Source organism: Ruegeria sp., from assembly GCF_028066395.1.
GTDB lineage: Bacteria > Pseudomonadota > Alphaproteobacteria > Rhodobacterales > Rhodobacteraceae > Ruegeria.
Map to the genome: position 1 here is coordinate 10,109 of NZ_JALCBM010000025.1, position 21,409 is coordinate 31,517.

At 62.7% G+C, this 21,409-nt stretch carries 26 protein-coding genes and 1 tRNA gene; 13 read left to right on the forward strand and 14 right to left on the reverse strand.

Features of this window, described 5'->3' with window-relative positions; genetic code table 11:
- The 4 genes from MPJ51_RS09945 to MPJ51_RS09960 all read right to left on the reverse strand — a co-directional run.
- On the reverse strand, positions 1–538 hold a 538-nt coding region (locus tag MPJ51_RS09945; protein ID WP_298385524.1), incomplete at its 3' end, for a DMT family transporter.
- A 138-nt stretch (positions 539–676) separates the two neighbouring features.
- On the reverse strand, positions 677–1,090 hold the full coding sequence (locus MPJ51_RS09950) for a Fur family transcriptional regulator (protein ID WP_298385527.1): 414 nt from the start codon (positions 1,088–1,090) through the stop codon (positions 677–679).
- A 77-nt stretch (positions 1,091–1,167) separates the two neighbouring features.
- Positions 1,168–1,872, reverse strand: a complete 705-nt coding sequence (locus MPJ51_RS09955) for an endonuclease/exonuclease/phosphatase family protein (protein ID WP_298385530.1) — start codon at positions 1,870–1,872, stop codon at positions 1,168–1,170.
- 82 nt (positions 1,873–1,954) lie between these two features.
- Positions 1,955–3,373 (reverse strand): YdiU family protein, encoded by a 1,419-nt coding sequence (locus MPJ51_RS09960; RefSeq protein WP_298385533.1) that lies wholly within the window; start codon positions 3,371–3,373, stop codon positions 1,955–1,957.
- Positions 3,374–3,461: 88 nt separating this feature from the next.
- On the opposite strand from MPJ51_RS09960, the gene MPJ51_RS09965 reads away from it, so the two are divergent.
- Both MPJ51_RS09965 and MPJ51_RS09970 read left to right on the forward strand, forming a co-directional pair.
- Positions 3,462–3,881: a cupin domain-containing protein gene (locus MPJ51_RS09965; RefSeq protein WP_298385536.1), complete on the forward strand. Its 420-nt coding sequence runs from the start codon at positions 3,462–3,464 to the stop codon at positions 3,879–3,881.
- 187 nt (positions 3,882–4,068) lie between these two features.
- Positions 4,069–4,287: a hypothetical protein gene (locus MPJ51_RS09970; RefSeq protein ID WP_298385539.1), complete on the forward strand. Its 219-nt coding sequence runs from the start codon at positions 4,069–4,071 to the stop codon at positions 4,285–4,287.
- Between the two features lie 33 nt (positions 4,288–4,320).
- Here MPJ51_RS09970 and MPJ51_RS09975 read toward each other — a convergent pair whose 3' ends face one another.
- Complete coding sequence (locus MPJ51_RS09975) at positions 4,321–5,448, reverse strand: anhydro-N-acetylmuramic acid kinase (protein ID WP_298385541.1); 1,128 nt, start codon at positions 5,446–5,448, stop codon at positions 4,321–4,323.
- Positions 5,449–5,511: 63 nt separating this feature from the next.
- Here MPJ51_RS09975 and tyrS point away from each other — a divergent pair, with 63 nt between their 5' ends.
- Positions 5,512–6,756, forward strand: coding sequence for a tyrosine--tRNA ligase (tyrS, locus tag MPJ51_RS09980; RefSeq protein WP_298385544.1), 1,245 nt, complete (start codon positions 5,512–5,514; stop codon positions 6,754–6,756).
- A 71-nt stretch (positions 6,757–6,827) separates the two neighbouring features.
- Here tyrS and MPJ51_RS09985 read toward each other — a convergent pair whose 3' ends face one another.
- Positions 6,828–7,550 (reverse strand): hypothetical protein, encoded by a 723-nt coding sequence (locus MPJ51_RS09985; RefSeq protein WP_298385547.1) that lies wholly within the window; start codon positions 7,548–7,550, stop codon positions 6,828–6,830.
- A 188-nt stretch (positions 7,551–7,738) separates the two neighbouring features.
- Between MPJ51_RS09985 and MPJ51_RS09990 the strand changes: the two genes are divergently transcribed.
- Together MPJ51_RS09990 and MPJ51_RS09995 are read left to right on the forward strand one after the other, a co-directional pair.
- Positions 7,739–8,494: an SDR family NAD(P)-dependent oxidoreductase gene (locus tag MPJ51_RS09990; protein WP_298385550.1), complete on the forward strand. Its 756-nt coding sequence runs from the start codon at positions 7,739–7,741 to the stop codon at positions 8,492–8,494.
- Between the two features lie 8 nt (positions 8,495–8,502).
- The gene (locus MPJ51_RS09995; protein ID WP_298385552.1) at positions 8,503–9,048 is read left to right on the forward strand and encodes a sugar O-acetyltransferase; all 546 of its coding nucleotides are present in this window, start codon (positions 8,503–8,505) and stop codon (positions 9,046–9,048) included.
- Here the strand turns inward: MPJ51_RS09995 and MPJ51_RS10000 are convergent.
- The 3 genes from MPJ51_RS10000 to bamE form a co-directional block, all read right to left on the reverse strand.
- Positions 9,045–10,853 (reverse strand): ATP-binding cassette domain-containing protein, encoded by a 1,809-nt coding sequence (locus MPJ51_RS10000; protein ID WP_298385555.1) that lies wholly within the window; start codon positions 10,851–10,853, stop codon positions 9,045–9,047. The genes MPJ51_RS09995 and MPJ51_RS10000 overlap by 4 nt on opposite strands.
- 68 nt (positions 10,854–10,921) lie before the next feature.
- Positions 10,922–11,659 (reverse strand): GNAT family N-acetyltransferase, encoded by a 738-nt coding sequence (locus MPJ51_RS10005; protein WP_298385558.1) that lies wholly within the window; start codon positions 11,657–11,659, stop codon positions 10,922–10,924.
- Positions 11,660–11,739: 80 nt separating this feature from the next.
- On the reverse strand, positions 11,740–12,216 hold the full coding sequence (gene bamE / locus MPJ51_RS10010) for an outer membrane protein assembly factor BamE (RefSeq protein ID WP_298385560.1): 477 nt from the start codon (positions 12,214–12,216) through the stop codon (positions 11,740–11,742).
- Positions 12,217–12,300: 84 nt separating this feature from the next.
- Between bamE and MPJ51_RS10015 the strand changes: the two genes are divergently transcribed.
- From MPJ51_RS10015 to MPJ51_RS10050, 8 genes are all read left to right on the forward strand, one after another.
- The gene (locus tag MPJ51_RS10015; protein ID WP_298385563.1) at positions 12,301–12,837 is read left to right on the forward strand and encodes a DUF177 domain-containing protein; all 537 of its coding nucleotides are present in this window, start codon (positions 12,301–12,303) and stop codon (positions 12,835–12,837) included.
- A gap of 206 nt (positions 12,838–13,043) precedes the next feature.
- Positions 13,044–13,250 (forward strand): 50S ribosomal protein L32, encoded by a 207-nt coding sequence (gene rpmF / locus MPJ51_RS10020; RefSeq protein WP_008756996.1) that lies wholly within the window; start codon positions 13,044–13,046, stop codon positions 13,248–13,250.
- Between the two features lie 24 nt (positions 13,251–13,274).
- Positions 13,275–14,360 (forward strand): phosphate acyltransferase PlsX, encoded by a 1,086-nt coding sequence (gene plsX / locus MPJ51_RS10025; protein WP_298385576.1) that lies wholly within the window; start codon positions 13,275–13,277, stop codon positions 14,358–14,360.
- Between the two features lie 24 nt (positions 14,361–14,384).
- Positions 14,385–15,356: a beta-ketoacyl-ACP synthase III gene (locus MPJ51_RS10030; RefSeq protein WP_298385579.1), complete on the forward strand. Its 972-nt coding sequence runs from the start codon at positions 14,385–14,387 to the stop codon at positions 15,354–15,356.
- A gap of 96 nt (positions 15,357–15,452) precedes the next feature.
- The gene (gene ihfA, locus MPJ51_RS10035; RefSeq protein WP_298385582.1) at positions 15,453–15,755 is read left to right on the forward strand and encodes an integration host factor subunit alpha; all 303 of its coding nucleotides are present in this window, start codon (positions 15,453–15,455) and stop codon (positions 15,753–15,755) included.
- 18 nt (positions 15,756–15,773) lie between these two features.
- Entirely contained in the window at positions 15,774–16,382 is a 609-nt protein-coding gene (locus MPJ51_RS10040; RefSeq protein ID WP_298385586.1) for a MerR family transcriptional regulator, read from the forward strand.
- 62 nt (positions 16,383–16,444) lie between these two features.
- Positions 16,445–16,521 (forward strand) — tRNA-Pro (locus MPJ51_RS10045).
- Between the two features lie 61 nt (positions 16,522–16,582).
- A complete protein-coding gene (locus tag MPJ51_RS10050; protein ID WP_298385589.1) occupies positions 16,583–17,659 on the forward strand; it encodes a 2'-deoxycytidine 5'-triphosphate deaminase in 1,077 nt (358 codons plus the stop codon).
- Positions 17,660–17,669: 10 nt separating this feature from the next.
- Here the strand turns inward: MPJ51_RS10050 and MPJ51_RS10055 are convergent, their stop codons facing one another.
- The 5 genes from MPJ51_RS10055 to MPJ51_RS10075 all read right to left on the reverse strand — a co-directional run bounded on the left by MPJ51_RS10055 (position 17,670) and on the right by MPJ51_RS10075 (position 21,408).
- The gene (locus tag MPJ51_RS10055) at positions 17,670–17,846 is read right to left on the reverse strand and encodes a hypothetical protein (protein ID WP_298385592.1); all 177 of its coding nucleotides are present in this window, start codon (positions 17,844–17,846) and stop codon (positions 17,670–17,672) included.
- Positions 17,847–17,909: 63 nt separating this feature from the next.
- Positions 17,910–18,560, reverse strand: a complete 651-nt coding sequence (scpB, locus tag MPJ51_RS10060) for an SMC-Scp complex subunit ScpB (protein WP_298385595.1) — start codon at positions 18,558–18,560, stop codon at positions 17,910–17,912.
- Positions 18,553–19,347 (reverse strand): ScpA family protein, encoded by a 795-nt coding sequence (locus MPJ51_RS10065; RefSeq protein WP_298385598.1) that lies wholly within the window; start codon positions 19,345–19,347, stop codon positions 18,553–18,555. The genes scpB and MPJ51_RS10065 overlap by 8 nt, the downstream gene beginning before the upstream one ends.
- Entirely contained in the window at positions 19,337–20,344 is a 1,008-nt protein-coding gene (gene nagZ / locus MPJ51_RS10070) for a beta-N-acetylhexosaminidase (protein WP_298385601.1), read from the reverse strand. Before nagZ ends, MPJ51_RS10065 begins: the two co-directional genes overlap by 11 nt.
- The gene (locus MPJ51_RS10075; protein ID WP_298385604.1) at positions 20,341–21,408 is read right to left on the reverse strand and encodes an SPOR domain-containing protein; all 1,068 of its coding nucleotides are present in this window, start codon (positions 21,406–21,408) and stop codon (positions 20,341–20,343) included. The genes nagZ and MPJ51_RS10075 overlap by 4 nt, the downstream gene beginning before the upstream one ends.
- Position 21,409: the final 1 nt, after the last annotated feature.

Below are 21,409 nucleotides of genomic sequence, written 5' to 3' on the forward strand. Positions count from 1 at the left end.
GCATCGCAACCACCGTGGACGCCACCCGCGCATCCAGCTTGCGGGTGATCAGGTCACGCGCGGCAATCAGAACAACGGTCGCGACAACCAGAAGCGTTTCGGGTTGGAACCCCTCCAACCCCGGGCGGATGATCATCAGGACGCCTATGAAGCCAACGCCAATGGCGCTCCACCGTCGCCAGCCGACTTTCTCGCCCAGAAACAGCGCGGCCCCCATGGCCACGGCCAGTGGCAGGGCCTGAAACACCGCCGCGACCGTGGACAGATCGATCAGAGACAGCGCGGTCACGAACATCACCGCGCCCAGCCCCTCGCACGCGGCGCGCGCGACCGGCAACAGCGTCCACGCGGCGGGGTCGAAAACCCGTTTGCGCGTCGCAACCGACAGAAGTGCAAAGCTCAGACCGCTGACAACACCCAGCGCAATCAGAATCTGCCCGGTCGGCACGGTGACCGACAGGTGTTTGATAAACATATCCTCGATTGCAAAAGCCGCCATCGATCCGACAAGCAGCAGGATGCCGTTGATGTTGTTCATAAGCTCTTCCGAAAATCCCGGCAGCCTGCGCAGGACTGCCCCTTGCACAGCAAAACCGCAAGCGGCGCAGTCTGGCAAGAATAATCACCCGGCGATGTATGAATTGATTTGCGATGACCAATCGCGTTTCGTGATAGGTCAGTCCTTGTCGAGCGGCACCCCGTACAGCTCCAGCCGGTGGCCTTTCAGCTTGTAACCTAGCTTGGCGGCGATCTTTTCCTGAAGGGCTTCGATCTCGGGGTCGACGAATTCGATCACCTCGCCCGATTGCATGTCGATCAGGTGATCATGGTGATCGCGTTCGGCATCCTCATAGCGCGCGCGCCCGTCACCGAATTCCAGCCGTTCGAGTATCCCGGCCTCTTCGAACAGTTTCACGGTGCGATAGACGGTGGCGATAGAGATACCCGCATCCTCGGCCGAGGCGCGGGCATACAGCTCCTCGACATCCGGGTGATCGTCGCTTTGTTGCAGCACATGCGCGATGGTTCGGCGCTGGCCTGTCATGCGCAGGCCCTTGGCTTCGCAACGGGCGATGATCGTGTCGGACATGAAGTTGCCCCCTCAAGGATAGTTCGGGTGTCTGTCTTAATACGGATGGGCGGGCGGCGCCACCGGGGAATCGCGGCTCAGGCCGCGCGCTGCAGATCAGCCCAGACCGGCAGATGGTCCGAGGCGATATGCGCAGGCCGCGCGTCATGCACCCCGTGTGCCATCGCCTGCAACCCCTGCCCCAGCGCGATCCGGTCCAGCGCGCCCAACGGCTGCGCCGCCGGAAAGCTGGGCACCGGCGGCAGGAACCGCATATCGGGCGCCAGATGGTCCAACACCGGCTGCCGGGACCATTCGTTGAAATCCCCGGCCCAGACGGTGGGCATCTGCACCAGGTCAGAATCAAAGCGGCGCAAATGAGTGATCTGCTGGCGACGCGATGCGGACAGCAGGCCCAGATGCATCCCCATCACCCGCAGTGGCCCTATCTGGGTTTCGAACTCGACCCGCACAGCGCCGCGCGGCTCCAGCCCCGGCAGATCGTGATGTGCGGTGTGGTGCACCTGTATCGCGTCTCCGCGCCAGATCACGGCATTGCCATGCCAGCCCAGACTACCCGCGCCACCCAGATCAACCACCTGCCAGCCCGATTCTTCCAGCATGAAGTGGGGTAGCGCCGCAGGGCGTGGCGGCAGGCGCTTGTCGGCCTCTTGCAGGACAACGATATCGGCCTGCATCCCGTCCAAAACCTGCAGGATGCGCTGCGGCTGCCTGCGAAAGTCCAGCCCGACGCATTTCTGAATGTTGTAACTGGCGATACGCAGGGTTCGGGTCATCGGCATGCGTACCATTTTGCACCGTTGGGCCGCAGATTGACCAATGTTTTGTGCAACCCCCAACGCCGTTTGGTTTTGACGCCTGTGATCATGTCCCGCAGAACGTGGCACTGACCACTTCGTCGGAGGCCGGAGGGTTCATCAACTCTGCCGCGTCGGGCTGGTCCGTATAGGGCTGCGCCAGCACCGCGTTCAGACGATGGAAAGGCGCGTAGTCACCCTGCACTGCTGCCTGAATCATCTGTTCAACCCGGTGATTTCGCGGGATGAAAGCCGGGTTGGCGGATTGCATTGTGGCCTTGGGGTCAGCCTCGCGCTGCAACCGGGCCTGCCAGCCTTCGGCCCAGCCGTCAAACGCCTCGGGGTCGGTGAACTGGTCGCGGGGAGCACTACCGCCCAGCGCGCGGAAGGTGTTGGTGAAATCCGCCTGATTCTGCGCCATGCGGGTCAACAGGTCCGAGATCAGTTGCAGGTCGCCATCCTCGGCGCGGGTCAGACCGATCTTGGCGCGGAAGCGGCGCAGCCAGTTGTCCTGCAACAGGTCGGGCATGGCGTGGACGATCTCGGTCGCCTCTTCCACGGCGGCCTCCTTGTCCTCAGCCTGCTGGATCAAAGCGGTGGCCAGTTGCGCCAGGTTCCACACGGCGATATCGGGCTGGTTGGAATAGGCATAGCGCCCCATCCGGTCGATCGAACTGTAGACCGTGTTGGGGTGATAAGTGTCCATGAAGGCACAGGGACCATAGTCGATGGTCTCGCCGGAAATGGCGCAATTGTCGGTATTCATCACCCCGTGGATAAAGCCCACACTCATCCATCCGGCAATCAGGCGCGCCTGCGCATCGCGCACGGCCCGCAACAGGCCCATCGGACCGTCGGCCTGCGGGTAATGCCGCGCGATGGCGTAATCGATCAACTGTCGCAGGTGGTCCAACTGCCCGCGCGCCGCGAAGACCTGAAATGTGCCCACACGCAGATGGCTGTGCGCCACGCGGGTCAGCACCGCACCGGGCATCGGGCCTTCACGCAGAACGATCTCGCCGGTTTCCACGGCGGCCAGAGCCCGCGTGGTCGGGATGCCCAGCGCATGCATCGCTTCGGACACGACATATTCACGCAGCACCGGACCCAGCCACGCCCTCCCGTCCCCCTGCCGCGAGAACGGCGTACGGCCCGAACCCTTGAGCTGAATGTCGCGCCGGATGCCATCCGTGCCAACGGTTTCGCCCAGCAAAACCGCGCGTCCATCGCCAAGCTGCGGGTTGTAATGGCCGAACTGATGCCCGGAATAAAGCTGCGCCAGCGGCTCGGCCCCTTCCGGCAGGGTGTTGCCCGCAAACGCCTCGGCCATGTCCTGCAGATCGCCGGATGAGACGTTCAGGATGCGTGCCAGCGGTTCATTGAAGGCAATCATCTTCGGCGCACGCACCGGTTCCGGCGCTTGCCGGGCGAAAAAGCCATCCGGCAGTCGGGCATAGCTGTTGTCGAACGGGATCGTCAGGGTCATGCGGCAAACATAAGCAACCGGCCCGCGATTGCCATAGCGGATCGCCCTGCCCCATGCTTAACTGAGCCTGAATGCCAGAGGGACCGCCATGACCGCCGATCAGATCATCGCCCACCTGAACCTGCAGCCCCACCCCGAGGGCGGCTGGTATCGCGAGACATGGAAGGCCGACAATCCGGGCCGCGCCACCGGCACCTGCATCTATTTCCTGCTGCGCGCCGGTGAAAGCAGCCACTGGCACCGCGTCGATGCCACCGAGATCTGGCTGTATCACGCAGGCGCCCCCCTGATTCTGTCGATCAGCGCCACCGATGAAGGCCCGGCAACCGATCATCTGCTGACATCGAACCTGACCGAAGGCGCGCCGCAACTGATCGTGCCCGAAGGCCATTGGCAGGCCGCGCGCAGCACCGGAGAGTACACTCTTGTCAGTTGTACAGTGTCCCCGGGCTTTCAATTCGAGGGGTTCGAGCTGGCCGCACCGGGGTTCGATATCCGTCGAAACTGACCTCACAACCTATGGCAGAGATGTCACAGGCCACAGTTTTTCCCCGGGTTCTGCCATAATGAGACCACCAAAACCTGCAGCTTGGGTAAAATTCATTATTTTAAGCGTATTGGGATAGTTGGTTATGAGTGATCCGGAACAGAGTGAAAATCCATTGGATTACCCCAGATTGCGTCTGGATCGACAAATGGCGAAGATCCTTATGTGGTTGAAGCTGGGGATCGGTGCGGCCGGTTTTACCATCGTCATTGGATATCTGGTTCTAAGCAAGGCTGAGTTCGGCAGCAGTTTGGGTGGCTATGTTCTCGTGTCATTCGTCCTGCTGATGATCCTGATCCTGGGCGTGCGCGATATGCTGTCCCTTGGTCTGGCCAAGCAGTCCGAACGGAAGACACGCAAGAAGTAACGGCGCAGTGTTTCAGTACATGGTGTCCTGACCCTAGCCCCGCACTGCCACATCGCGTGCCGGGGCGGACACGACTCCGCCGCCCACCAGCGCCGCCACCCCGGTGGTTCCGGGACCCGAGGTCGGCAACCCGCGCGCCACCCGCACGGCGAGATAGGCAAAAGCCTGCGCTTCCAGCATGTCCCCGTCAAGATCAACGACCTCAACCGGATCGACGGGGCAATCGAGCGACACGCGCAGCATCTCCATCAGCACCGGATTGTGACGGCCACCACCGGTGACCAGAACCCGGGCGGGCGGTTTCGGGCAATGCTCCATCCCCTGCGCCACCCCGGCGGCGCACATGGCGGTCAGGGTGGCCACCGCATCGGCATCGCCCAATTGCTGTACCAGTTGGATCATCTGGGCAAAGTCGTTGCGATCCAGTGACTTGGGCGGCATGCGGGCAAAGAACGGCTCGGCCAGAAACAACTCCAGCGCGCCGGGTTCCACGGTGCCACGGCGCGCCACCGCACCGTCACGATCCATCGGCTGGCCCAGCCGCGCCTGCATCAGGTCATCGACCGGAGCGTTGGCCGGGCCAGTGTCAAAGGCCAGCAACGCGCCGGGGGCCTCGGGGCCGTCAAAAGACGGATCAACATAGGTCAGGTTGCCCACCCCACCGAGGTTCAGGAAGCACAAGGGCTGACCCGCGCCGATCCATTTGGCGCAGGCAAAGTGGAAGAACGGCGCCAGCGGCGCGCCCTCGCCCCCCATGGCCACATCATCGCTGCGGAAATCCCAGACCACCGGCAGGCCCAGCGCCTGTGACAGCCCGTTGCCATCGCCCACCTGCAGGGTGCCGCGCCCGCGCGGCTCATGCGCCAGGGTCTGGCCGTGAAAGCCGATCAGGTCGACCTCTTCGAACTCCGACAGGGCCTCGGCATGGGCTTGGGTGACCAACTCTGCGGCCGCTTCGACCTGCGGCCCGTGCCATTGCCCCAGCGCATCGCGCAGCACCGCGCGTTCCTCAGCGGAATAAGCGCGATACCCGGTGGGCCCGAAACCCAGGATCGCCTGCCCGTCGGTTTCCACCACAGCGGCATCCACCCCGTCCAGCGAAGTGCCCGACATCGCCCCCAGCGCCCGCACCGCCCCATGTTTTGCAATGGCCTTATTCATGGCCTTTTCCTTCTGTCCCTCGGCCCCTATAAGTTGCCCCGCAATTCAACCCTGAGGCAAGACATGACCTACCATCCCAAATCGGATTTCATCGCAGTGATGATGGAGCGTGGCTTTTTGGCCGACTGCACCGATTATCAGGGCCTTGACGAGGCGCTGATCAGCGGGGTGCAGACAGCCTATATCGGCTATGACGCCACAGCTCAGTCGCTGCATGTGGGTCATCTGATGAACATCATGGTCTTGCGCTGGCTGCAAAAGACCGGCCACAAACCGATCACCCTGATGGGCGGCGGCACCACCAAGGTGGGCGATCCTTCGTTCCGGTCGGACGAACGCCCCTTGCTGGGCCCCGAGCAAATCGACGCCAATATCGCGGGCATGCAACAGGTTTTTGCCAAATACTTGTCGTATGACGACAGCGAAACCGGCGCGCTGATGCTGAACAACGCCGAATGGCTGGACGGGCTGAACTATCTCGATTTCCTGCGCGATATCGGGCGACATTTCTCGGTCAACCGGATGCTGTCCTTCGAGTCGGTGAAATCACGGCTGGATCGGGAACAATCGCTGAGCTTCCTCGAATTCAACTACATGATCCTGCAGGCCTATGACTTTCTGGAACTGAACCGCCGCTATAGCTGCGTTCTGCAGATGGGCGGATCGGACCAGTGGGGCAATATCGTCAACGGCATCGACCTGACCCGCCGCGTACTGGATCACGAGATTTACGGCCTAACCACCCCGCTGCTGACCACCAGCGACGGGCGCAAGATGGGTAAATCTCAGGGCGGCGCAGTCTGGTTGAATGGCGATATGCTGAGCCCGTATGAGTTCTGGCAATTCTGGCGCAACACCACCGACGCCGATGTTGGCCGGTTCCTGAAAATCTTCACCGAACTGCCGGTAGACGAATGCGACCGTCTGGGTGCGCTGGAAGGGTCCGAGATCAACGAAGCCAAGGTGCGTCTGGCCAACGAAGTCACCGCCCTGCTGCACGGGGCCCCGGCCGCAGCAACAGCCGAGGCCACCGCGCGCGAGGTGTTCGAAAAAGGCGGCGTTGGGGACGACCTGCCGACCCTGACCCTGGCCGAAGCGGATGTGCCGATTTCCATCGTGCAATTGATCGTCAAATCGGGCCTTGCCAAATCGGGGAAAGAGGCCAAGCGCCTGATCGCCGAAAACGGCGCCAAGATGGACGATGCGCCGCTGACCGATGCCGGGCTGATGATCGACGCGGGCGCTCTGTCCTCGCCGATCAAGCTGAGCGCGGGCAAGAAGCGGCACGCGCTGGTGCAACTGGGCTAAGCGGCCCTATCCCACAAAAGGAAACGGCCACCCCAACTGGGTGGCCGTTTTTCTTTCAGTCGATAGGGGCGTTAGCCGCGGCCCTTGCCGCCTTTACCACCACCTTTACCGGAGCCATCATTTCCCTTTCCACCGCCTTTTCCGGGTCCGTCATGGCCCTTGCCGCCACCGTGGCCACCTTTACCGCCACCTTTTCCGGGCCCGTCCTTGCCCTTACCTCCGCCTTTGCCGGGACCGTCCTTCCCTTTCCCGCCGCCTTTACCGGGACCATCACTGCCACCACCGTCGCCGGGACCGTCATTACCACCACCGTCGCCGGGACCGTCATTACCACCGCCATCGCCGGGACCGTCATTACCACCACCGTCGCCGGGGCCGTCATTACCGCCGCCATTACCGGGGCCATCATTACCACCGCCGTCACCGGGTCCATCATTGCCACCATTGCCCGGACCATCAGCTTGTGCCCGGTCCGAGGAACGATCCTCACCCCGGTTGGTTTCCCCGATCGATGCCGTCGGCAGATCGGTCAGCAATGCAGCAAGCCCTGGGCACTGCGCCCCGGTCACCTGCAATGTCGTCTCGAAATCCGAGCGTTGCTGCAAACGCTCCAGAAAACTAGGCGTGACCTGCGTGCAGTCGCACAGCGCCGTATAGTAACCCGCATTTGCCAGATCGCGGGCCGTGCGCCAGTTGCAGGTCTCTGACGCCGCCGCGGCACTGCTTGCCGCCATCAGCCCCATGACAGGCACGGCAACCACCGCACCCAATCCGTGTTTCGTTAACTTTCGCATACCAGTTACCTCCTTCCCCGCAAACACGCCAACGTGTCCGGTTCTCTGTTCCCGAATTGGGCACTGATCGTGAAGCACAGCTTAAGATTTGCTGAGAATCGCTTCAGGACGGCCCAGCCATCGCGGTGGACTTCGGGCCTTAGACGCGGTAAATGAACAACTGTTCATATCCCCGGAAGGAGGCCCCAATGCAGCTGACCACAACCGCCGCTCTCGTCACCGGAGGCGCCTCGGGCCTGGGTGAGGCAACCGCCCGCCATTTCGCCGAAAACGGCGCGCAGGTCACGATTGTGGATCGCGACAGCGAACGCGGCCCACAGGTCGCAGCCGAAATCGGCGGGCATTTCGTGGAAACGGACGTGACCGATGAAGCTTCGGTCGCGGCAGCGGTTGCGCAGGCCGTGGACCGGATGGGCAAGATCACGGCAACGGTGAATTGCGCGGGCATCGCCTATGGCATCAAGACTGTTGGCCGGGACGGCCCCCACCCTCTGGACGCCTTCCAGCGCACCATCGACATCAATCTGGTGGGCACCTTCAACGTCTCGCGCCTTGCGGCCGAGGCGATGGCCGGGAATGACCCCGAACCCGATGGCGCGCGCGGGGTGATCATCAACACCGCCTCAATTGCGGCCTTTGACGGACAAAAGGGTCAGGCGGCCTACGCGGCCTCAAAGGGGGGCGTGGTTGGCATGACCCTGCCCATGGCGCGCGATCTGGCCGCAAGCGGTATCCGGGTGATGACCATCGCACCGGGCATCTTCATGACCCCGATGCTGGCCAGCCTGCCGCAAGAGGTTCAGGCCCAACTGGCCGCAGACGTCCCCAACCCCGCCCGCCTGGGCGACCCGCGCGAATACGCCCGTCTGGCCGGATTCATCGTCGAAATGGGCTATCTGAACGGAGAGGTCATCCGCATCGACGGCGCGCTAAGGATGCGCTAGCAAGACCCATGACCGAGCGAGAAAAGATGGAGGCGGGAGAGTGGTACTGCTGCCTCGACCCCGAACTGGACGCGCTGCGGGCTCAGGCGCGCCGTGCGGTGCATGTGCATAATCACAGCGACCCCGACACGCGTGGCGCTATGGCCCCTGCGCTGCACGCCCTCTTGGCGCGGGTCGGGCAGGATTGTCTGATCGAGGCCCCGTTTCACTGCGCCTATGGCATCAACATCCATCTCGGCAACCGGGTCTATTTCAACGCAGGCTGCACCATTCTGGATACGGCGCGGGTTCAGATCGGGGATGGCACCATGCTCGGCCCAAACGTGCAGATTTATTGCGCGCAACATGCGAAAGACCCCGAACAGCGCGCGCAAGGGCTGGAAATCGCCCACGCCGTCGCCATCGGGCGCAATGTCTGGGTCGGCGGCGGCGCGATCATCTTGCCCGGCGTGACCGTCGGCGACAATGCCATCATCGGCGCGGGCAGCGTGGTCACCAAAGACCTACCATCGGGCCAGACCGTCGTGGGCAATCCGGCGCGCGCCCGGACCTAGCCGCCCTCGGCCTTCTCTTCCAGCAACAACCACTCTTCCTCAGCAGCCGACAGCTTCTCCTGCCGTTCCACCAGTGCTTCGGTGGCTTTCTGGAACTTGACCGGCTCACGCGTGAACAGCTCAGGATCGGACATCAACTCTTCCAGCTTGGCGATCTCGGCCTCCAGCCGGGCAATCTCGGTTGGCAGCTTCTCCAACCGGTGCTTTTCCGAGAAGGAAAGCCCGGATTTAGGCTTACTCTCCTGCTTCACCTTCGGCTTCGAGGGTTTTGATTTTTCTTCCGTTTTCCCGATCTCATCGCCCCGCTGCGCGATGTAATCCGACCAGCCGCCCGCATAAACGGTGGCCCGCCCATTGCCCTCCATCGCGATGGTGGTGGTGGCGACGCGGTCCAGAAAATCCCGGTCGTGGCTGACCAGCAGCACAGTGCCGTCATAGTCGTCCAGCAACTCCTGCAGCAGGTCCAGCGTTTCCACGTCCAGATCATTGGTCGGTTCGTCCAGCACCAAAAGATTCGAGGATTTCGCCATCAGCTTGGCCAGCAACAGCCGCGCCTTCTCCCCACCGGACAGAGATTTAACCGCCGCCCTCGCCTGCGCGTCGTCGAACAGAAACTCCTTGAGGTAACCCACCACATGTTTGGGCTGCCCGCGCACCATCACCTGATCGGCCTTGCCGGACACGCGCATCTCGGGATCGCCGGTCAGGCTGTCCCACAGGGTCATTTCGGGGTCCAGCTGCGCGCGGGCCTGATCGAACACTGCGATCTCAAGATTGGTGCCCAGCGTGACCGAACCCTGATCCGCGGCCTCCTGCCCCAGAAGCATTTTCAACAGCGTGGTCTTGCCCACCCCGTTGGGTCCGACAAAGGCCACCCGGTCACCGCGCTGCACCAGCAGGTCGAAACCCCGCACGATCTGTTTGTCGCCGAAACCTTTAGCCAGCCCGTGCGCCTCAATCACTTTGCGCCCGGATTTGGGACCGGCCTCCAAGGACATCGCGGCCGAGCCCTGACGTTTGATCTGCGCCGCCCGCTCGGCCCGCAGCGCCTGCAATGCGCGCACCCGGCCCTGATTGCGCTTGCGTCGCGCACTGATGCCTTCGACGGCCCAACGCGCCTCGGCCTTGATCTTGCGGTTCAGCTTGTGGCGCTGCTGATCTTCCTCATCCCAGACCTTGTCGCGCCAGGCCTCGAATCCTTCGAACCCCTGCTCCTGCCGCCGCACCGCGCCCCGGTCGATCCACAATGTTGCCCGCGTCAGCGCCCGCAGAAAGGCGCGGTCATGCGAGATCAGAACGTAAGCCGCCCGCGTCGCCCCAAGCTCGCGCTCCAGCCAAGCAATGGCTTCGATATCCAAATGGTTGGTCGGCTCGTCCAGCAACATCAAGTCCGGCGCTTCAGCCATAAGCTTGGCCAATGCCGCGCGCCGCCTTTCCCCGCCCGAGGCGGTCTCGACCGCGCGTGACGGGTCAAACTTCAACCCCTCCCCGGCACGCTCGACCTTATAGAGCTCCCCCGGCTCCAGCCCACTGGCGGCATAGTCGCCCAGCGTGGCAAAGCCCTGCATGCCCGGGTCCTGTTCCATGTAGCCGACGGATTTGCCCGGGGGCACCACGATCTCACCCCGATCAGCCTCGACCAGACCCGCCATCACCTTCATCAGAGTGGATTTGCCCGACCCGTTGCGCCCCACCAGCGCCACGCGGTCGCCGGGCTGCACCACCAGATCAAGATCGGAAAACACCGGATCACCCCCGAAGGTCAGGGAAATGCCGGACATCTGCAACAAAGGAATTCTCGCCATGCCCGCCAGCTAAACCGGCTGACAAAGGGCGTCAACGCCCCGGCTTCACCTTTTCAAAAATACTCAAATCACCCGACCACGGCCCGCAGCAAACGTTTGCGGGCCGGGGGAATCGCCCCAATCTCAAGCCCCGTGAACACGTGCAGCGTGTTCATATGCCGATCCACCACCGCATGATCGCTGACCCAACCGCCCATCAGCAGATAGGTCCGCAACAAAGGCGGCATCCGCAGCATCGCCTTTTTCGCATCCGGCCTGCGCCGCAGACGCGCGGCAAAGCGGAACACATCCGGTGCCTTGACCCGTGGCAGCCAGCGTTTCGGCCCCAGATGCCGATGCTTGAGCATGGCAAAAGCGTCCAGATACTGCGCCGTCTCGGTCCCCGCGAAAGAGGAACAGCCAAACAACATGCTGACCCCGTTCCGATCCACAAAAGCCGTCATCGCCCCCCAGGCGATGCGCAGGATGTCCGGGTCAGTGCAATCGGGATCAACACAGAACCGGCCCATTTCCACCATACGGCCCCGAAAATCCTGCAAAGCGGACAGATCGTAAAACTGCGCCGAATAGCTGTTCGCGATCTCGGACCCGTCCTGCATCTGCAACATGCGGAAACAGCAAACCAGTTGTCCTGTGCGCACATCCTCGACCAGAACATGCGCGCAGAGATCGTCATACGCATCACAATCAGCCTGACCGGTTCCAAAGGCGCGGGTGCGCAGCGCCTGTGCGGCGGCGATATCCTCGCCGCCATGCGCTAGCCGGGCACGATAGCGGCCTTTCTTCAACAAAACGGTCCGGGTCATGGTCGCATCCTCCGGGGTTGCCGACCTGAATTGCGTTAGCGCCCTCTTAGCACAGGATGTGTAATCATCCCGTGACAAAATCAGGTCCCGTCAGCGCCCGGGATATTGGCCGGGTTGAAGTTGCCGATATTGCCCAGCAGCTGCCGCAGGAAGCCTTTGTTCTGGATGCTGGACTCAGTCACGCGACGATCCAGGACGATGATATAGCCATCCTCAAGCCCGAACCGTTCGATATTGCTGACCACCCCGCGCTGATCGAAACTGACCGCCACCAGCTCGCGAGAGACGACCTCGGGCCGTTTCGCGCCGCGATAGCGGACGCGCGAGGCGACATAATAGAAACCGGAATCGCGCAGCACCCCGGACGAGCTTGGCGCGCCCAGTGATTCCAGCACGGTATCGCGGGTATCGACGCCCACTTTGACCTCGGCCAGTTCTTCGGGCGTCGGCACATAGCCGTGATTCTTGAAAATCGGTGTACAGGCCATCACGGCCAAACAGGCACCAAAGGCCAGTGATTTAAACACTGGTTGCATGTTCTTCGTTACCTTCACCATTCAGACCCTCTTGCCTTGGCACCGTGCGGCTTCTATCCGATTACAGAAACCGTTGCCTTGGTTCAACACAGGAAAGGGTCGCGAATGACCGGACCGAAACCGCTGCGCGTGGCCGACCTGCCGCAAAACGCCCCCACCCCGTTCGATCTGCGCCCCGGCGCGGCGCAATTGGAGACCCTGAAACAAGAGCTTGGCCTGCTGGGTCTGCGCAAGCTGTCCTTCACCGGCACGGTGCAGGCGCAAGGCAAGCGCGACTGGCTGCTGACCGGCAAACTGGGCGCGACCGTCATTCAACCCTGCGTGATCACGCTCGAACCGGTGACCACACGGATCGACACGCCAGTGCGCCGGGTGTTTCTGGCCGACTGGGATGAACCCGATGAGCCCGAGTTTGAAATGCCCGAAGATGACGAAACCGAAGCCCTGGGCCCCGAGATCGACCCCGCCCAGATCATGGCCGAGGCGCTGTCGCTGGCCCTGCCCCAATACCCGCGCAAGGAAGATGCCGAGATCGGCACCGCCAGCTTTACCGAGCCGGGCAAACGGGCGATGACCGATGAGGATGCGAAACCCTTTGCCGGGCTGGCGGATTTGCGCGAGGCGCTGAAAAAAGACGAGTGACAGGGGCCCGATTTCCTGTCATAGCAGGCGGTCAGAAAAATCGCTTGAACATGACGAGAATCGCAGTATTTTCGCGCGCTCATCGGATTTAGGGTTGGACATTGCGGGGCTCGTCCCCTAAACGCGCGTCAAACCACGATAAAACGAAATACGAAACCCGGCTGGCGGCGAATCTGCTGGCCCTTAGTCAGACAAAGGTTGAGACCATGGCCGTCCAACAGAACAAAGTTTCCAAGTCGCGCCGCAACAATCGCCGCGCACATGACGCTCTGGTTGCTGCTAACCCGAACGAATGCCCCAACTGTGGTGAGCTGAAGCGCCCGCACCACGTCTGCGCATCCTGCGGCCACTATGACGATCGTGAAGTCGTCGCACAGGCCGATGAAATCGACCTGGACGAAGACGCGGCCTAAGCCTGATCGCACGCAGGCCACGGCATGACGGATCAGCCCTCGCAAACCGAACGGATCATCATCTCGGTTGATGCCATGGGCGGAGATTCGGGCCCCGCAGTTGTTGTTGCGGGGATTGCCAAGTCGGCGGACAAGAACCCCAAGATCGGGTTCATCCTGCACGGCCGGGAAAGCGAGCTGAAAAAACTGGTTGCCAAACGGCGCGTCCTTGAAGGGCGCGTCGTTTTTCGTGATTGCCCGGATGTGGTCACGATGGAGGACAAGCCCAGTCAGGTGGTGCGCAACGGCAAGCAGACCTCGATGTGGTCGGCGCTGGAATCGGTACGTCAGGGCGAGGCGCATGGCGCCGTGTCCTGCGGCAATACCGGCGCGCTGATGGCACTGTCGATGATGCGCCTGCGCAAACTGCCGGGCGTGAACCGCCCTGCCATCGCCATCCTGTGGCCCTCGCGCAATCCGCAGGGTTTTAACGTGATGCTGGATGTGGGCGCCGATGTGCGCGCCGACGCCAAGGACCTGCTGCAATTCGCGCTGATGGGCGCGTCCTATGCCCGCAACGGCATGGCGCTGGCCCGGCCTCGGATCGGGTTGCTGAATGTGGGCACCGAAGAACACAAGGGCCGCGCCGAGCTGAAAGAAGCACACATGATGATCTCGGATTTTGCCGATCAGGCGAATTTCGATTTCGTGGGCTTTGTCGAAGGCAGTGACATTCCGGGCAACAAGGCCGATGTCATCATCACCGATGGCTTTACCGGCAATGTCGCGATCAAGACCGGCGAAGGCACCGCCGGGCTGATCGGCGATCTGCTGCGCGAAGCGTTCAAATATTCGCCCCTGTCGCGGCTGGCCTCGATTCTGGCCATCACCTCTCTGAACCGGCTGAAAAAGCGTATCGACCCGCGGCGCGTCAATGGTGGCGTGTTTCTGGGCCTGAACGGCACGGTGATCAAATCCCATGGCGGCGCGGATGCCACCGGTGTGTCGGCGGCGGTCAAGCTGGCCTTCACGCTGGCCGAATCCGGTTTTTCGGAAAAACTGGCCGCACGGGTTGCATCCACGGCCGAGCTTCAACAAGATGCCGCGCATTCCGCGCCGCAGTCGGAATAATAACAAAAAAGGCAGTACCCCAACATGGCAGGCCGCTCAGTTGTTGTAGGTGTCGGGCATTATCTACCGGAACGCGTCGTCCCGAATGCCGAGTTCGAAAAGACGCTGGACACCTCGGATGAATGGATTCGCACCCGGTCGGGCATCGAACGCCGTCACTTTGCCGCCGAGGACGAGACGACCTCGGATCTGGCCACCCGTGCCGCCGAGGCCGCGCTGGCCGATGCCGGGCTAACTGGCGAAGATATCGACGCAATTGTGCTGGCGACCTCGACCGCGGACCTGACCTTTCCGTCCGCCGCCACCATGGTGCAGGCCCGGCTGGGCATGACCAAGGGGTTCGCCTTTGACGTCCAGGCCGTCTGCGCGGGATTCGTTTTTGCGCTCAGCAACGCCAACGCGCTGATTCTGTCGGGTCAGGCCAAACGGGTGCTGGTGATCGGGGCCGAAACATTCTCGCGAATCATGGACTGGACCGACCGTTCGACTTGCGTGTTGTTCGGCGACGGCGCCGGCGCGCTGGTGCTAGAGCTGCAGGAAGGCGAAGGCACCCCGCAGGATCGCGGCATTCTGGCAACCGATCTGAACTCGGACGGGCGCTACAAGGACCTGCTCTATGTGGATGGTGGCGTGTCGACTCACACCACCGGGCACCTGCGCATGCAGGGCAATCAGGTCTTCCGCCATGCCGTTGAAAAGCTTGCGAAAACCGCCGAAATCGCGCTGGATCGCGCGGGTCTTGGCGCCGATGATGTGGACTGGATCGTGCCGCATCAGGCCAATATCCGCATCATTCAGGGCACCGCCAAGAAGATGGGCCTGCCCATGGACCGGGTGGTGGTGACCGTTCAGGATCATGGCAATACCTCGGCCGCTTCGATCCCGCTGGCGCTGTCGGTGGGCAAGGAACGCGGCCAGATCAAGCCGGGTGATCTGATCGTGACCGAGGCCATCGGCGGCGGTCTGGCCTGGGGCGCGGTGGCGCTGCGCTGGTAACCGGCGCAAACCGGCTTAACCGCACTCTTGCAATTCGTTGATATTGACAGCGAATTTGCCCTGACCATATGCTTTGCTATCAACAGGGGGAATAGCATGGGCGACAAAACACTGACCCGAATGGATCTGAGCGAGGCCGTCTTTCGTGAGGTTGGCCTGTCACGCAATGAAAGCGCGCAACTGGTCGAGAGCGTTCTGAACCACATGTCCGACGCGCTGGTGCGCGGCGAACAGGTCAAGATCTCGTCTTTTGGCACCTTCAGCGTTCGGGACAAAACCGCCCGTATCGGTCGCAACCCCAAGACCGGCGAAGAGGTTCCGATCAAACCCCGCCGCGTTCTGACCTTCCGCCCGTCGCATCTGATGAAAGATCGCGTCGCCGCCGGGAACCGCAAGTAACGCCCGGGGCCAGCAGAGATGAGCAAGTCCCCCGACGCCTTTCGCACCATCAGTGAAGTTGCGGATTGGCTGGGTGTTCAGGCCCATGTGCTGCGATTCTGGGAAAGCCGCTTCACACAGGTCAAACCGGTCAAACGCGCCGGAGGCCGCCGGTACTACCGGCCCAACGACATGCGTCTGCTGGGCGGTATCAAGAAATTGCTGCATGACGATGGCGTCACCATAAAGGGCGTCCAGCGCATCCTGCGGGAACAGGGCGTGGCGCATGTCTCGGCCCTGTCGCCGGGGCTGGATGACGAAGCGCCACAGGTCGTGGCAGAGACCCCCGTGGAAGCCCCTGTGGTCGACAGCACTGTCGTGCCCTTCACCGCAAAACCGGCTGAGGATCGCCAGATCGGCATGGATCTGCAGGCCCCTGCCGCGCCTGCTCAGGACGCCCCGGAACCGCAGGCCCTGACCGAACCTGCGGGGGAAGCGGCGCTGGATACCGCGCCGTTGCTGGGCGGCATCGCCTCGCGCACATGGCAGGTCTCAGATTTCGATCCGCAGGTTCTGCGCCGCATTGCCCCCATCGCCAGGGACCTGCGCGCCTGGCTGGACCGGGTCGAAACGCAACCGGCGGGATAAGACAAAAAGGCGATGATTTCCTCTTGCCCCTGCCGGGAAAGTCTTTATGAACACCTCAACGTCGGGCTATGGCGCAGCCTGGTAGCGCGTCCGTCTGGGGGACGGAAGGTCGCAGGTTCGAGTCCTGCTAGCCCGACCAAATCACACCGACGTTTATGGCAGACAGGCCAGATCCCGCTCTGTCGCAAGGGGGGATCGGAATGACAGGCGTGTGCCCGAACCAGCAACTGGAAGCGATGATCGCCCGTGGTGAGATCACCGCCGATCCGGCAATCATCCCCGCTCAAGTCCAACCGGCCAGTCTGGATTTACGTCTTGGAACAGTGGCTTACCGCGTCCGTGCCTCGTTCCTTGCGGGCGAAACCCGCAGCGTCGCCGACCGTCTGGCCGAGTTCGAGATGCATCGCATCGACATCTCGGACGGCGCGGTTCTGGAAAAAGGCTGCGTCTATCTGGTGCCGCTGATGGAATCGCTGACCCTGCCCGCCGACACCAACGCGGTGGCCAATGCCAAAAGCTCGACCGGGCGGCTGGACCTGCTGACCCGCACCATCACCGATGGCGGGACCGAGTTCGACCGGGTGCCCGCAGGCTATACTGGCCCGCTTTACGCTGAGATTTGCCCACGTTCTTTCTCGGTTCTGGTGCGCCCCGGAATGCGGCTGAACCAGATCCGGTTCCGTCAGGGTCAGGCGGTGCTGAGCGATCCGGAACTGGCCACCCTGCACGCCGAATCGCCCTTGGTCGATGGTCCGGCGGTGATACAGGACGGGCTGGGCTTTTCGGTCGATCTGCAATTGCCCGATACCGATCTGGTCGGCTATCGCGCCAAACCCCATACCGGCGTGATCGATCTGGACCGCATCGGCGGCTATGCGCCGCAGGATTACTGGGAGGAGGTGCGCACCACCGATGGCCGCATCATCCTGGACCCCGGCGCGTTCTATATCCTCGTCAGCCGCGAGGCGGTGCATATCCCGCCGCTTTATGCCGCTGAAATGGCGCCCTATCTGGCCATGGTCGGCGAATTCCGCGTGCATTACGCCGGGTTCTTCGATCCCGGTTTCGGCCATGCCGCCGCTGGCGGCGCCGGGTCGCGCGGGGTGCTTGAGGTGCGCTGCCACGAGGCACCTTTCGTGCTGGAACACGGTCAGGTCGTCGGGCGGCTGGTCTATGAGAAGATGGCCGAGATGCCCACGCAGCTATACGGGGCGGGCATCGCTTCGAACTATCAGGGACAGGGGCTGAAACTGTCCAAACATTTCAAGGCGGTATAGGGTCAGGCCCTTATTTGATGTCGCGGTCCTGCTCGTCCGGGACCTGACGGGCGGGTTTCGCGGTGCCGCCCTGCCCGGACTTGCGCCCCAACTGGCCCGCCATATCAAACCCCTTGCTTACGCCCTGATTCACAATCCGGCGCATCACCTGGCGCACGATCATGTTGATGATCTGATTTGCGTTCATGTCTCAACTCCGTTTCGCGGCCCTAACATAGGCGTTTCCTGCGGCAACAAAAGGGCCGTTCGATCACTCTTCTTCGAACAGCTCGGTCTGGTCGTCATCCAACTCGTCCTCACGCCCTTCGCCCAATGGCACGGCCCCGGGCGGCGGGCGGTTTTCCAACAGCCCGGCGGCGCGCAATTCCTTGAGGCCGGGCAGATCGCGGGCGTTTTCCAGACCGAAATGATCCAGAAACTCGGGTGTGACGACAAAAGTCACCGGGCGGCCCGGCGTCATGCGGCGGCGGCCCAGCCTGATCCACTCCATCTCCAACAACTGGTCGATGGTCCCGCGTGAGACGGAAACGCCGCGAATCTCCTCAATCTCGGCCCTTGTACAGGGTTGGTGATAGGCCACGATGGCCAGCGTCTCGATGGCCGCACGGCTGAGCTTGCGGGTTTCGACCGTTTCCTTCTGCATCAGGAAGCCCAGATCGGGGGCGGTGCGGATCGCCCAGGCCTCCCCTACGCGCACCACGCGCACGCCGCGCCCCTCATAGCGTTTCTGCAGCATTTCAACAGCTTGCGCGGCGTTGCTGCCATGGGGCATGCGGGCCTCAAGATCGGCGATGGTGACCGGCTCGGCGCTGGCGAACAGCACGGCCTCGACCATGCGTTCCTGCTCGGCCAGGGGCGGCGCCTCGAACAGCATGCCGGTCTCTTCGGGGGCGTCAGTCACGGGTCTCGGTCCTCTTGCGCAGTTGGATCGGAGCAAAACTGTCGCTCTGCTTCATCTCCATATGTCCTTCCTTCACCAACTCAAGCGAGGCCGCAAAGGTCGCCGCCGTGGCTGAGCGTCGGCGTACCGGATCATTGTCCCAGCCCTCGGGCAGATAGGTCTCCATATCCGTCCAGGTGCCGGCAAAGCCGATCAGCGGGCGCATGCGTTCCAGCGCCTGTTCCATGGTGAACACCGCGTCGCGATCCATGACAAAGGGGCGAAATTCGTCACGGGTGCGGATGCGGGCGTAACCCTGCATCAGGTCCAGCAGCGTGGCGGAATAGGTCACGGTGCGAAGGCGGGTGACGTCCTCACCCTGCCCCCGTTTAAAGAAATCGCGGCCCAGTTGATCCCGCGCCATCAACCGTGCAGCGGCATCGCGCATGGCCTGCAGGCGTTCCAGTTGAAAGGCCAGATGCGCGGCCAGTTCCTCGCCCGATGGCCCCTCGTCATCCGGGTCGGGCGGCAGCAGCAGGCGGGATTTCAGGAAGGCCAGCCAGGCGGCCATGACCAGATAGTCGGCGGCCAGTTCAATGCGCAGCGCGCGGGCCTTTTCGACAAAGGCCAGATATTGCTGTGCCAGCGCCAAAACCGAGATTTTGCGCAGGTCCACCTTCTGCGTGCGCGACAGGGTCAGCAGCACGTCCAGCGGGCCTTCGAACCCATCCACATCGACAATCAGCGCCTCGGCGGCCAGCCGATCGGCGACCGACACCGGGTCTTCGCTGAAAAGACTATCGTTCATATACCTGCCCGCCCATTAGGGCAGATAGTTCCGCCTCGGCGGCCTTGATGTCAAGTTCCTGCGGCGGTTTGCGCATCGCCAGCGCCCGCTCTGCGCGGGTCTGTGCCGCTTGCGTCATCTGTCCTGCGGCCTCCAGCACCTGCGTGCGGGCCTCAAGGCTGCCATTGCAGTGCAGAACCACGTCACAGCCTGCCGCCAGCGCCTGCTGGGCGACCTCCTCCGGTGCGCCGCTGAGCGCCTTCATCGAGATATCGTCGGTCATGATCAGACCGTCAAAGCCGATCTTCTCGCGGATCAACTGGATCATCGTCTTCGAAATCGTCGCCGGTTGCGGGTCGATCCGGTCATAAACCAAGTGCGCCGTCATCCCCATGGGCAGATCGTTCAGGGCCCGGAACGGGGCGAAATCTGCGTTCTCCAACTCCTCCAGCGGCAAATCCACATGCGGCAGGTCATGGTGGCTGTCCAGCGTCGACAGCCCGTGACCGGGCATGTGCTTTATCACCGGCAAAACGCCGCCATCCAGATGGCCCTGCGCGACCGCTTTCCCGATCAGGGAAATCTGTTTGGCGTCAGAGCCATAGCAGCGGTTTCTAAGGAATTTATGCGTGTCATCCCGCGCCAGATCGACCATCGGCGCGCAGTTGCTGTCGATACCCAGCGAGAACAGCTCATCCGCGATCAGACGATATCGCAGATACATCGCGCGGTCCGCCTGATCCCCGGCGCGGGCGGTGTGGTCCAGCGGCGGCACCCATTCGCGAGCCAAGGGCGCGCGCAGACGCTGCACGCGGCCGCCTTCCTGATCGATGGTGATGGGGCAATTGCGGCCCACAGCCTCACGAAAATCATCGCACAGGGCGCGCACCTGATCGGCGCTGTCGATATTGCGGGCAAACAGAATGAACCCGAACGGGTTCATGTCACGAAACAGGGCGCGTTCTTCGGCTGTCAGGCGCAGCCCTTCGGCATCGCTGATAACTGCGCCAAAACTCACCGCGCGGCGACCGGGATACAGTCCGCGCCTTGCGCCACAAGGGCGGCACAGAACTGACGCGAGTCGCTTACGTCCTCAAACCCCATCACCCGCAGGCGGTAAAAGGTGCGTCCACCGCTTGAGGTTTTCTGGATAACACGCTGTTTTCCGTCCATATACTCACCAAATCGACCATTCAGACGCGCCCATTCGGCCTGTGCCACATCAGCGCTTTCATACGCGCCAAGCTGCGCCAGACGGGTGCCCTTGGGCAGCGTATCGGGGTCAATGTCCAAGCCGACGGCGGCCTTGACGGCGGCGTTAATTGCGTCCTCAGTGCTGGCGTTGGTGGAGGCGCTGGGAACGGCCCGCGCCGGTCGGGTTTGCGGGCGCAGCGAGCGTCGCACGCCGGGCAGCGCCACCAGCGCCGGATCGGGCTGTTGCGCGGCAAAATCGGCGGGATCGATTGCCGGTTCTTCCTCGGGCGTGACCAGCGAGGCCAGCTGCACATCTGCCTGCGGACTTTCCTCGGCCAATCCGGCGACCACCGAATCCACCGCGCTCTGCCGGGTCTCTTCCTCGACCACATGCACCGCCGGGGTTGGCTCCAGTTGTGCCACCGGCACGTCTTCGTCGGTCAGAGAGACCGGACGCGGGGCAAGGATCAGACGATCCGCCGGGGCCTCGGCCGTGCCGACAGCGGCCACCGCGTTCACGGCCAGCCCCTGATGATCGGCGAGTGTCCCGCCGGGATTTTCGGGCTGGATACGCATCGGACCTTCGGCGGCACGCACCACCGGCACCCCGCTGACATCGCGCATGATCAGTTGATAGCCCCAGACAGCCACCCCTGCGACCAGCGCCAGCGAGGCCACAGCACCCAGCATGTTGACCACACGACCCACGCCGCCCCCGGCATGCGGGGCCGCATCATCATACATATCCTCGGGGTAATCATAGCCATCCTGAGGATGCGCCTGATTCGGGTAATGCATCTGCTCGGGGCGCGTTTGCCCCGAGTAATCGTAACTCGCCATATCCGCCTCACCGCCCGATTGCGCCTTAAAACGTGGCGCGCGGGTCATT